The organism is Bartonella vinsonii subsp. vinsonii, from assembly GCF_902825235.1.
GTDB lineage: Bacteria > Pseudomonadota > Alphaproteobacteria > Rhizobiales > Rhizobiaceae > Bartonella > Bartonella vinsonii.
In genome coordinates, this window is sequence record NZ_CADEAJ010000001.1 from 391,598 (window position 1) to 403,514 (window position 11,917).

General features: G+C 39.0%; 8 protein-coding genes and 1 pseudogene. 6 read left to right on the forward strand and 3 right to left on the reverse strand.

The window, feature by feature from the left end; genetic code table 11:
- Positions 1 to 118: 118 nt before the first annotated feature.
- Together J7R12_RS01600 and J7R12_RS01605 are read left to right on the forward strand one after the other, a co-directional pair.
- The gene (locus tag J7R12_RS01600) at positions 119 to 2,554 is read left to right on the forward strand and encodes a TIGR02302 family protein (protein ID WP_126602040.1); all 2,436 of its coding nucleotides are present in this window, start codon (positions 119 to 121) and stop codon (positions 2,552 to 2,554) included.
- Positions 2,555 to 2,800: 246 nt separating this feature from the next.
- Positions 2,801 to 3,565 (forward strand): class I SAM-dependent methyltransferase, encoded by a 765-nt coding sequence (locus J7R12_RS01605; RefSeq protein WP_126602038.1) that lies wholly within the window; start codon positions 2,801 to 2,803, stop codon positions 3,563 to 3,565.
- A gap of 288 nt (positions 3,566 to 3,853) precedes the next feature.
- On the opposite strand, the pseudogene J7R12_RS01610 reads toward J7R12_RS01605, so the two are convergent.
- The 3 genes and pseudogenes from J7R12_RS01610 to tsaD form a co-directional block, all read right to left on the reverse strand.
- Positions 3,854 to 4,586, reverse strand: a pseudogene (locus J7R12_RS01610) (response regulator transcription factor).
- Between the two features lie 273 nt (positions 4,587 to 4,859).
- On the reverse strand, positions 4,860 to 5,321 hold the full coding sequence (locus J7R12_RS01615; RefSeq protein WP_126602036.1) for an EVE domain-containing protein: 462 nt from the start codon (positions 5,319 to 5,321) through the stop codon (positions 4,860 to 4,862).
- A gap of 233 nt (positions 5,322 to 5,554) precedes the next feature.
- Positions 5,555 to 6,649 carry a tRNA (adenosine(37)-N6)-threonylcarbamoyltransferase complex transferase subunit TsaD gene (tsaD, locus tag J7R12_RS01620; protein ID WP_126602034.1) on the reverse strand — a complete coding sequence of 365 codons (1,095 nt, stop codon included), beginning with the start codon at positions 6,647 to 6,649 and terminating at the stop codon, positions 5,555 to 5,557.
- Positions 6,650 to 7,032: 383 nt separating this feature from the next.
- Between tsaD and J7R12_RS01625 the strand changes: the two genes are divergently transcribed.
- The 4 genes from J7R12_RS01625 (at position 7,033) to J7R12_RS01640 (ending at position 11,830) form a co-directional block, all read left to right on the forward strand.
- Positions 7,033 to 8,214: a hypothetical protein gene (locus J7R12_RS01625; protein WP_126602032.1), complete on the forward strand. Its 1,182-nt coding sequence runs from the start codon at positions 7,033 to 7,035 to the stop codon at positions 8,212 to 8,214.
- An 11-nt stretch (positions 8,215 to 8,225) separates the two neighbouring features.
- Positions 8,226 to 9,788 carry a heme biosynthesis protein HemY gene (locus tag J7R12_RS01630; protein WP_126602030.1) on the forward strand — a complete coding sequence of 521 codons (1,563 nt, stop codon included), beginning with the start codon at positions 8,226 to 8,228 and terminating at the stop codon, positions 9,786 to 9,788.
- 95 nt (positions 9,789 to 9,883) lie between these two features.
- Positions 9,884 to 10,630, forward strand: a complete 747-nt coding sequence (locus J7R12_RS01635; RefSeq protein ID WP_126602029.1) for a glutamine amidotransferase — start codon at positions 9,884 to 9,886, stop codon at positions 10,628 to 10,630.
- 147 nt (positions 10,631 to 10,777) lie between these two features.
- Positions 10,778 to 11,830 (forward strand): DUF2125 domain-containing protein, encoded by a 1,053-nt coding sequence (locus J7R12_RS01640; protein WP_197721524.1) that lies wholly within the window; start codon positions 10,778 to 10,780, stop codon positions 11,828 to 11,830.
- The last annotated feature ends 87 nt before the right edge of the window (positions 11,831 to 11,917 follow it).

Below are 11,917 nucleotides of genomic sequence, written 5' to 3' on the forward strand. Positions count from 1 at the left end.
CTCTCGAGAGAAACCAATCTGATTACAGATGGGTGCTGGTTAAGAATCTTCATCTTTTAAAGTGAGGAGGAGATTAAGATCTCAGTTCACCGTTGTAAAAGGGGACACATGCTTGTCTATGAGAAATGAAAACATCAAAAGTTTTGCAAGGATAAAACTTTTGTATGCACGCGTTTTGATGTGGTTTATCCTCTCATTTGAGCGGATATGGATACGGTTGTTGCCGTTTTTCTTAGTTCTCAGTCTTTTTTGTTCGCTTAGTTGGTTCGGTATTTTTGGAATTCTGGGTTATTGGCTACATTTGCTTTTACTCGGGATTATACTTTTTTTGGCTGTAGGGAGCTTGTTTTTTCTTATTCATTTTCGCTTTCCTACAATGAGAGAAGTTGATCAGCGTCTTGAACAAGAAAACGGTCTTAAAAATCAACCTTTAAGCGTTCAAACAGATCGTTTGTGTCTTGAGAATGATGAAGATTTTAGTGCTCTTGTTTGGCGTGAACATCAACGCCGTATGGCAGAACAATTATACCCTTTAAAAACCGGATTTATCTATCCTAATAGTGCAATTTGTGATCCTCTGGCTCTCAGAGCTTTATGTGCTCTCCTTTTTGTGTGTGCTTTTAGTTTTTCTTTTGGCTCGTTAGGAGGACGTTTGGCAGATGCGTTCGATTTACGCCCTCTGGTCGATGAAGCATCAATGCGGATTGATGCTTGGGTAACGCCACCTGCTTATACAGGCGTTGCACCTCTTTATTTAACACAAGGTGAAGAAAAACAACTTGCGGTTCCTGAAGGAAGTGATGTGGTTGTACGTGTTACTAATGGTGCCGGTGTTACAGTGAAAGCAAACTCTGAAGAGGACGCACAGGAAATTCTGTTTTCTAAGAAAAACGAAAAGGTGGCTTTGAATGATCCCATCATTCAGTTTGAAACACGCTTAGAACGTTCAATGAATTTAGAAGTGTTATCGCGGCATAAAAAACAGCAATGGCATTTGCAAATGATTAAAGATCAGGTTCCGACAATTCGTTGGTTAGAAAAACCAGGGCGGATTTTGACGGGTTCATTAGAACTTCAGTATGAGCTGGATGATGATTATGGAGTGACAAAGGCTTTTGTTGAAATAGGACCTTTTTTTAATCAGCGTAAAGGCGCTTCTTCTCTTTATGAGGCACCTGAAATAAAGCTTCTTCTACCGCGTGGCGGAAAAGGTAAAATGCGAACGGTCCAAGATGTATCGGCCCATCCATGGGCTGGTTCAGAAGTCAAAATTACTTTGGTGGCAGAAGATGGTGCAGGACAGAAAGGGCGTAGCAAAACTTTTGTTATGACCTTACCACAACGTGTTTTTTCGAATCCTGTTGCCCGCGCAGTGAGTGAATTGCGTCGTTTATTGGCTCTTGATGCTTTAGCACAAGAGCGTGTACTCGATATGCTGTCTGCTTTGCTTGTGCGTCCAGAAGATGGGCTTAAAAATATCACACATTTTCTTGCTCTACAGAGTGCATGGACAAGACTTTCTATGGCAGAAACAGAAGATGATTTGCGTAATGTGGTCGATTATTTATGGCAGATTGCTTTGGGTATTGAAGATAATCAACTCGAATCCGTTCAGAAAAATTTAAAACAAGCGCAAGCGGCTTTACGTGATGCTCTTCGTTATGGTGCTCCAGATACAGAAATTGAACGGCTTATGGCAGATTTACGCCAAGCTATGGATGATTATATTCACGCTTTGGCTGAAAAAGCACAAGACAAGAGCAATCCCAGCAATCATAATCTTAGTCGTCCCAACTTTTCTGAGGATTCATTAGAAAAAAAGCTGGATTTAATCGAAGAAATGGCCAAGACGGGTTCCTCTGTAGCAGCTGAACAGTTGTTGGCTGAAATTGAACAGACTCTTGATCATTTACAAGTTCAAAAAGGCAATCAAGGTTCCAAGCAAAATCAGAGCCAATCTGCACAAATGAAAGAAAAGATGGATAAGCTTGGAGATTTAATGCGTCGTCAACAGGAAATTCTTAATGAAACACACCAATTAGAAATGGAACAACGACGGGGAGAAAATGGACCAGAAAAGCAAAAAAAATCTTTACAAAAACGTCAAGCCGAATTGCAGTCTGAATTATCAACGTTAGAAAAAGAATTATCAGAGCAAGGATTTGAACCAAGTGACGCATTCAAAAAAGCAGAAGAGAAAATGAACTCTGCAGAAGATGCTCTTGAACATGGAAACAATCAGAAATCCATACAAAATCAGTCAGATGCTTTAGAAGCTTTGCGGCAAGGCGCACAAAATGTTTTAGAGAAAATGCGTGAAATGCTTAAAGAATCCGGCGATAGTCAAAATGCTATTCATGATCCTAAAGATCCATTAGGGCGGTCGCTTTCTTCAAAACCAGATCAAGAAGGGCAAGAAGGTGTGACACTACCACAAGAAAGTGATCAAATGCGTGCGCGGCGGATTTTAGAAGAAATTCGCAAGCGCCTTGGTAAGGAGCATATTTTGGAAGAAGAAAAAAACTATCTTGAAAGGTTGCTTCATTTTCATTAATCGCTTTTTTTGTCTGATGTTGAAAAGAGCATATGCGAAATTTTTTAGGATGTGGAATAAAAGGCGTAATGAAAGTGTTTTTTATGAAGGGGTTATGAAAAATATTCTGTGCCGTTTTTTGTTCTTTGGGTTTAAAATATGAAATATGAGAGTTTTTGCCATTGCGGAGAAAAGGGAAAAGCCCATATAAGTGGGGGATATGAAAGCTTGTGATGTTTGAAGTTTTTTTCTACACGGTATGTTAAGTTGGATATAGTCACACTGAAAGATTTTTATGATTCTGCCCTTGGACAGCGCGTTCAGGGAACAGTGTGTGAGCAATTAAATTTATGGTGGCCCGATCTTGCTGATAAACGGGTTATGGGGTTGGGGTATGCGCTTCCTTATCTTTCTGTATTGCGTGCACGTGCACAACAATGTTTTGCTTTTATGCCAGCAGGTCAGGGTGCTTCGCCCTGGCCTTGTGATGATAAGGTTGCTACGGCTCTTGTTTTTGAAGAAGATTTGCCGCTTTCTGATGCTTCGATTGATTGTATTTTATTGGTTCATGCACTTGAATATACAGAAAATTCATTTGAAACACTGAATGAAATATGGCGCGTTTTAGCACCCAATGGGAACTTAATTGTTATTGTTCCACATCGCCCTGGATTTTGGGCGCGCAATGCTTGTACACCTTTTGGTTACGGTGAACCTTATAGTCGGCAACAAATCACTCGTTTGTTTGAAAAAACAAATTTTATTTCTGGATCAGTGCAAGAAATTGTACATTATATGCCTTCTTCAGGTTATGCCTCACGATTATTTTCTTTTTTTTATGAGCCGTTTGTACGCTATCTTTTGCCTTATTTTGGTGGGCTCTTAATGTGTCAGGCACAAAAACGTGTTTATCAAGGCTTGCTTGTACAGCGTCGTCAATCACGGCGTGTTTTTATTCCTGCATTATCGCCACAAGCTTATGAAAACGCTTCTCGTTTTATTTCTACTCCCCTTTTACAGCGTCGCTCGTGAAGAATCTCAAAATCTATGGGGAACAACTTTTTCTTATGTAGTGATTAAGTGGCGTTATCATTCTTTTTGGCTTGTTTTCCATGTCGCTTCTTTCTTGTGGTGTGCAGGCAACTTTTTAATCCATTATAAGATGGGGATACAATGAGAAATATGGCTCTCTTCAGAATGCGTATTCAAAGCGCAAAGTGATGAATGATCTTTACTAAGTCAAAATATTCTATTTTGGGTATCAAAGTAAGAATTGAGGGTATCAAAATCGTTTTTGAACCAGCTCATGTGAGAGAAATTTTAAAGGTTTAAGCGATAGCCATTTTGATCGGTAATGAGGACTTGTGCGTTGGAAGGGTCTTTTTCGATTTTTTGTCGCAAGCGATAGATATGGGTTTCTAAAGTATGCGTGACAACATGTTCATTGTAGCCCCAAATTTGTTCTAACAGTGTTTCACGGCTCACAATTTTATCATGTGTGGAAGAGAGGTATTTAAGAATCGCGGCTTCCTTTTCTGTGAGATGCGTTTTGTTATTGCATTGATCAATGAGGAGCCTTTGTTTTGGTTTAAAGCTATAGGGACCAATGTGAAAACTGCATCGTTGTTTTGCTCGTATTGGCGCAATTGCCGCGGATCCGTGCCAATAACACAGCAAAGCGAAAGGGTTTTGTCACATAATCATTGGCGCCTGTTTCAAGATCTAAAAGAATATCGCAATTTGTGTTATGATTGGTAATCATGATGATGGGAGCACGAAATTTTTGGGAGCGTAATTTTTTAACAGCGGTATGACCATCAAGATCAGAAAATTCAATACTTAAAATAGCGAGATCAATATGTTTCTCTCGGGCTATTATTATTCCTGCTTCAGCTGTTTTTGCTTGTAAGACTTCAAATTCTTTATGTATTTGTAGTTGTTCTACCAAAATAGGACGCAGATCATCATCTTCTTCAACAATTAAAAGGGTATAGAGTTCATTTTTTTCCTTATAAAATATATTGATGTACCAATTGGTGGAGAGTAGTTTCATGAAAAATGGGATTTCATGCAAGAGAAATTAAAAAAGAAAGCTTTTTTAAAAACGAATTTTGTTGTTTCTCTGGTCATTCGCTGACAAGTGGGGAATTGCGGGCGGAGTGTTTTGTACGTTGATGAGAACCATTTTTTGTGTTTTAGGGCGCGGCGTATTTCTGCTTTTAAGGGTGAAGGAAATGGTACGACGCTCCTAGCACATATGCGCTTTTTAGAAGGGTTTCTCTGTAATTTCTACCGTTTTTTCCGTGTTTGGTTTTAGCTCTGTCCTTCACGAGCGCTGTTGCGAAATGGAATTGGGAGCAACGAGGGATGTTTCTTTAAGGTTGCCCATCAAACAGATTTCTTTCCATTCATCTTCTGACACGGGTTGCACTGATAAGCGAGAGACATTAACCAGTACCATATTTTTCAGTTTTGGATTTGCTTTAATCTGTTTTAATGAAACAGGTGTTGGCATATCGCAGAGTGCACGGATATCTACACATTCCCAGCGTGGGTCAGAAGTTGTGGAATCAGGATGTGCTTCAGCACATATTTCTACAATGCCTACGATTTCTAATCCTTTATTTGAATGATAAAAAAAACCTTTATCACCATATTTCATAGCGCGCATATTATTACGGGCTTGATAATTACGCACACCATCCCATTGTTCACCAACAGCACCTTTTTGCTTTTGCATGTCCCATGACCATTTATGGGGTTCAGATTTAAAAAGCCAATAAGCCATAAGCTCTCCTTTTTATGAACTTTGATATTTTTTACAAGTCATGTACATCTTTTTATAAGCCTCTGTATAACACACCATCAAGTGTGATTTTTAAAATGGGGTAAAGAATTGCATTATCAATTTGTTTCCTTTTTTAGAGTCACATTTTGTGATAGAAAAATGGGCAATCTTTTTTACCTCATAGGGTGCGTGAAAGCGCCATGTGAATAACAAAAGTAGCCAATTTGTTTTTCTTATGCTTTTGTTCCACGGCGTCCCATTCCGATTAAGGGGGGGGATTTTTCATCTAATGGCCAGCGTGAACGAGGAGCAATATCAAGAGAACTTGTTTCCCCTCGTGCAAGTTTTTGTGCCCCAGCAAAAGCAATCATTGCAGCGTTATCGGTACATAAGGAAAGAGGTGGAGCTATAAATTCAAAACCATGTTGATGTGCCAGTTCTTGTAATGTCGATCGTATAGCTTGGTTGGCAGCAACTCCGCCTGCAACAACTAAAGCAGGAGGACGGCGTCCTTGGTAATGAGAGAGCGGATACTGGTGAGTAAAGTGTTGTAGAGCTAAATGAACGCGATCATGCACGGTATCGGTAACGGCTGCTTGAAAACTTGCTGCAATGTCAGCAACATCGCTTTCTGTAAGAGGAGCCATAGCTGTTGCGGCTTGTCGGACAGCGGTTTTTAGGCCGGAAAAAGAAAAGTCTAATCGTTTTTCACCTTTTAAAGGTCGTGGAAGAGGAATACGATTTTTATCACCCAAGAGAGCCATTTTTTCAAGTGCTGGGCCACCAGGGTAAGAAAGTCCTAAAAGTTTAGCTGTTTTATCAAACGCTTCTCCTAATGCATCATCAATAGTGGTTCCTAAACGCTGGTAATTGCCTATCCCGTGGACGAGAATTGTTTGTGTATGTCCACCTGAAACCAGCAGCAGTAAATAGGGAAAATGAACATTATGCGTGAGCACAGCTGTTAAAGCATGCCCTTCTAGGTGGTTTACGGCAATAAAAGGTTTTCTCATGGCAAGAGAAAGTGCTTTTGCACTCATAACGCCTACTAAAAGTCCTCCTATCAAACCAGGGCCACTTGTAGCGGCAATGGCATCAATATCTTCTAATGGTGTGTTTGCTTCTGTGAGTGCTTTTAGAATTAAACTATCGAGAATTTCAACATGAGCACGGGCGGCAATTTCAGGAACGACACCGCCATAAGGTGCATGATGATCAATTTGACTCCAAACAATATTCGAAAGAATTCGACTGTTTTCTTCATTGGTGTATTCAACAACAGCAGCAGCAGTTTCATCACAACTTGTTTCTATTCCCAACAGACGCATTTCGAACAAAACCTTATGTTGAAGTTTCTTTTTTGTCTGCGTACCATGGATAGGAAAAGATGCAAAGAAATTCTCTTGGAGTTGATACCTCTATAAAGAGATCCATTATAATGCTGTCTCTACACGAAAAGCACTGTTCACCAAAAAGGGATGCTGTGTTTTTCAGTATAAAATGTTGATACTTTTCTAAAACTTTGTTGATTAAAGTATATATTTATAAATGTTGCGGATAAAAATGTGGTTTTGAAAATTGCTGTAAAGTTATATTCTTTGTAAAAAGATTATAAAACAAGCTATGATGTTTGAGAAAAGCTTCATTTTTAAAACTTTTTTCATTTTATTCTTTTATCGTTATATGAAAATGTGTACAAAAAGTGGCTAAAATGGAAGATTCTTCAAAACCAAAAGTTAAACCACATTATGTCGGTACGCGCCGTAAAAAGCCTGTGATTGAGCATGAAGCTGTGCATCCTGATTCAGAACACATAACAAATTCAGCAGAATTGGATGCTATAGACAAACAGAACAAGAATATGCGGTTTCAATCCAGATCCCCTATGACTTGGCTATATTTGTTTCTTTCAGGAATTTTAGGTGGTCTCATTGCTTTAGGTTTTTTCATGGGGTTGCAATGGGCGCGTGTGCTTCCTTCTTCTTTCGTGGAAAATCGCGTTGGAGGAGAAAAAGCTTTGCAAATTGCTGAAATCGCAAAAAATCAAGGTGAAGAAACAATAAAGAAATTGGCGCATGTGCTTCAAGAAATTGATACATTGAAAACAAATTTTTCTTCTTTTTCATCACAACAGGTTGAAACAATTCAAACTGATGAAATATCGCAAGAAGAAAGCAGAAAAGCTTTGACTGCTTTGGAAGAAAAAGTGAAAAGTCTTGAAGAATCTATGCAATCTTTCGTTGAAATATCAAAAGATATGGAAACGGCTTTGTCCGTTGGACAGAATAATGCAAATGCTCTTGCTGTTTTAAAGCAACGTTTAGAAACTCTGCAAAAAGAACTTGCTGTTAAAAATAGTGAGAAAAACGAAAACAACACTGCGCTATTTATTGCGATCAGTTCTCTAAAAAATGCTGTAGAGCGTGGGGGATCTTATATCAATGAATTGAAAACAGTACAGCAATTATCTCCTTCATTTGATGGACTTGATTTATTGCAAGAAACAGCCACTATAGGTCTTCCAAGTTCCGCACAACTTGCTGCGAATTTTGCTAATGTTGCGGATGAAATTGTTCGTGTGCAAAATATAGTTGCTTCAGATGCCGGTTTTTCTGAAAGGGTTTTGGCATGGATAAAAGGCTTAGTTGTGTCACGTCCTGTTGGAAATGTTAAAGGCATGACGCTGGGAGCAATTGCAGCGCGAATGGAAGTTGCTATTCAAGATGGTGATTACGAAAAAGCTTTGAGCGAATGGCAAACATTACCCCAAAATGCAAAAGATATTTCGGTGGATTTTGTTCATCAACTTGAAAGACATATTGCTGTTCATCAACTTCTTCAACAGTTGCTAGTTTCTGTGCAACAGGGATCTCTTAAGGCAATGAAGAGGTAAATAGGCTTAAGATGATACGTATTTTTATTTATTGTTTTTTTGTATGTGTGATCGGACTGGCTTTTGGGTGGGTTGCTAATCATAACGGTGTCTTTGTCATAACATTTTTGCACTTGCGGTTTTCTGTTTCATTTCTAACAGTTTTGTGCGCGCTTATTTTATTTCTTGGAGTTTTAGCGCTTTTATGGTGGTTTTTGTCTGTCCTTTTTTCAGTACCCAGTTCTTTATCTCATTATTTTTATCAACGTCATAAAAAGCGTGGTTATCAAGCTCTTTCAGAGGGGATTCTTGCCGTTTTTGCAGGTGATGGTATTTTGGCGCAACAAATGGAGGCACGTGTTGCTAAATACCTTGCAGACAAACAGGAACCGTTGGCAAAACTCTTACGAGCTCAAACCTTATCTTTGCAAAATAATTCTGCTTCTGCCATCAGTCTTTATGAGGAGATGAGAAAAGAAACGCCAACAAAATTAGCGGGGCTTTACGGATTGTTTCGTGAAGCTCTCAAGAGTAAAGCTTATGAAGCAGCGCAACAATATGCAGAAGAAGCATTGGCTTTATCACCGGCACTTTTATGGGCTCATCAAGCTGTGCTTGATCGATTGAGTGTTGAGGGTCGGTGGGATAAAGCACTGGCTGTTTTTGAACGCGCGCAAAAAGCTTTACCGCGCTCAACCCGTTCAACTGCGGAGCGTCAACATATACAGGCTTTACTGTTCAGTGGGCAAGCGCTTCATTTGTTTGAAACACACCCTGTAGCAGCGCGTGCAGCCATTTTGAAAGCACATAAATTGGAACCTGATTTCGTTCCAATCATAGTTATCGCTGCTGATATTCTTTATAAACTCAATGAAATACGCAAAGCTGATAAAATGATTATTACAGCTTGGAAAAAGGAACCACATCCTGATTTAGCAGCGCTTTATCTTGAAAGAGAGGAAGGAGCTGTTGGGCGATTGAAAAGGGCTAAAACACTTGCTTCTTATAATAAAGATACATTTGAAGCGGCTTTCCTTATTGCCAAAGCTGCTTTGAATGCTGGTGAAACAGTATTGGCAAAGGAACAGGCCGAAAAAGCACTTCAATATCACCCACGGGAAAGTGTTTATTTATTGTTGGCAGACATTGAAGAGGCACAAGGAAATAATCAGGGAGCAGTGCGTCAATGGCTTTCTTTGGCACTTCGTGCTGAACGCGATCCAGTGTGGATGTGTGATGGGGCTGTCTTCCCTTCTTGGTCAGTGGTTTCTCCAATAAGTGGTCGTTTGGGCTGTTTTGAATGGAAGGCGCCACCCTGCCTTCCTCCTCTTACATTGGAGGCTACAGATATTGTGTCAAAAAAACAAGATAAAGAAGATATTGTGAAAAAAAGTGCTGATGTTGAAGTTAAGATACTTGAAGAATTATCTCCTGTAGAGGATGCTCTTTTGCATCATGCACAAGTAAAAAAACAAGATACAAAAGATCATGATGTCAAGATATTCAATAAAATCCATTTAAATGTTGATGATCCGGGGGTTAAAACAGAAGAAGAAGGTGCATTTTTGTCGAGAAAGAAATTTCGTTTCTTTTAAATAAAGAAAGTTGTAGTGAATATTGTTTGCAAAAATTATTTTCTTATATTTGAGAAATAAAATTTTACTTTGTGGCAGAAGTGATTGGTTAAAAAATGTTTTTACATCCAAGGTATCTTGATACAAAGCGAAGAAAGTGCAAACCAAGAATTGCGGTGGTTATGCATCGTCACTCTACATATACTGGTCGTTTGGGAAAATTCTTGCAACAAAGTGGTTTTGTGCTTGATATTTATCGCCCTCTTTTGGGACAAAAACTTCCTGATACATTAGAACACTACGCTGGTGTTGTTATTTTAGGGGGGCCGATGAGTGTGAATGACAACGAAGCTTATATTGGTGAAGAAATTGATTGGATTTCCCTATCGCTGAAAGAAAATAAACCATTTTTGGGTATTTGTCTTGGAGCACAAATGTTAGCGCGAAATCTAGGAGGACGTGTTGGTACAAGAAGTGATGGAACTGTTGAAGTTGGCTGGTATCCACTAGAAGCAACCTTACAGGGAAAGGCATTGATGAATTGGCCAGAAATGGTTTATCATTTTCATGATGAAGGGATTTATGACTTACCTAAAGAGGTGATGCTTTTGGCAACAGGACATACATATCCTACACAAGCGTTCCGTTATGGAAAAAATGCATGGGGTTTGCAATTTCATGCCGAATTCACACGTGCTATGATGCGGCGTTTAGTGGTTCGTTCGGCACACAAATTGACCGAAAAAGGTGCTCAGCCTGCTTCTGCACATTTGAAAGGTCGTTTAATTTATGATCAGGCTTTAAGCCAATGGTTTGAAAATGCATTGCAAAAAATCTTTTGTGCACCTGTTACACATACGTGAGAATTAAGAAATTTGTTCATTTAAGATAAGGAAAGTTTTAATTTTGTCTATGTTCTCTCACTTGACATCACTACGGAAAAGCCTTTCTTTGAGTACTTTGCTTTGCGGGCTCTTTTGTCTTATTCTGGTACTTATTTACAGCTCACTCTGGTTTTTTTTTCACGTAAAATAGAGGATCATATTTCCAATCTATTCGCTAAGGCCTCTGCTCATGATATGACGCTTGTGTGCGAGCATCTGGATAAGAATGGTTATCCGTTGCGTATTGGTGTTGTTTGTGATCAATTTCAGTTTGTTTGGCCTTTGCATGGGATTTCCTTATCAACGGAGCGTTTAACGGTTGGTGCACCAATTTATGCCCCTCATTTTGTAGAGTTTAATGTTCATTCCCCTACATCAATTGTTTTTTCTGGAAAAACGCCTATCGCATCACACTGGCGCAATCTAGTGATTGAAACAGAACCTTATTGGAGAACGGGGAAAACATTTAAACTGATGGTTGAAGGGCTTGAAATTTCCACCATCGCCTCTTTTAAGGAACAAAAACCTCAAGGAAAATTGGAACCACAAACGAAAAACAAAAAGACAATGCAGGAAAAGGTTGGAGAGCAAACATCTTTAACAGATGTTCAAGATGTGATTGTGCCTTTATTAAATCAAGAGAATGTGCCCCAAAAAATAACAGCAGAATTTTTGCGACTCGATCTTAAACATGAAAAGAATCATTTATCAGGGCATATTACTTTTGATGATTTTGATTCTTCCATGTTTTTTGCTCCTTATTTTATTGATTTCCCAAAAATTGATGGCAATTTGAAATGGGTTTTCAATGATGTAACGCATTTGTTTGAAAATGGAGAAAATAGTTGGAAACAGCGTTTGTATGGGAAAAGCGGTGTTTTAAAACGTAGTGAATTGATTTTTCATACAGGTGGCGTATTGCGTGTTAGTGGACCTTTTTCTTTTGATGATGAAGGATATTTGACAGCAAACTTTGAGCTTGTCTTTGTGAAGCATATGGAGCTTCTTACGACTATGCAGCGTTTATTTCCTGAGCAAGCTAACAATCTGCAAGCTTTATTTTTTGTTTTGGGTGTGATGCCTAAAAGTCCAGATGGCTATCCAGTTCTGCCCTTGCAGATTAACCATGGATGGGCAAAATTAGGATTTTTAAAACTTGGCCGTCTCGTACCGCTTTAAGTCTAAAAATTGTGTTTTAAAGTTATGCAAACCATCCTGCTGTGGGACAAAGAATTTTAAGTGCTATGCCTAAAAGCGCAGATAGCA

Coding starts and splice junctions, on each gene's coding strand:
- J7R12_RS01600 (WP_126602040.1), top strand. CDS start 119: ATGAGAAATGAAAACATCAAAAGTTTTGCAAGGATAAAACTTTTGTAT.
- J7R12_RS01615 (WP_126602036.1), bottom strand. CDS start 5,321: ATGGCTTATTGGCTTTTTAAATCTGAACCCCATAAATGGTCATGGGAC.
- tsaD (WP_126602034.1), bottom strand. CDS start 6,649: ATGCGTCTGTTGGGAATAGAAACAAGTTGTGATGAAACTGCTGCTGCT.
- J7R12_RS01625 (WP_126602032.1), top strand. CDS start 7,033: ATGGAAGATTCTTCAAAACCAAAAGTTAAACCACATTATGTCGGTACG.
- J7R12_RS01630 (WP_126602030.1), top strand. CDS start 8,226: ATGATACGTATTTTTATTTATTGTTTTTTTGTATGTGTGATCGGACTG.
- J7R12_RS01635 (WP_126602029.1), top strand. CDS start 9,884: ATGTTTTTACATCCAAGGTATCTTGATACAAAGCGAAGAAAGTGCAAA.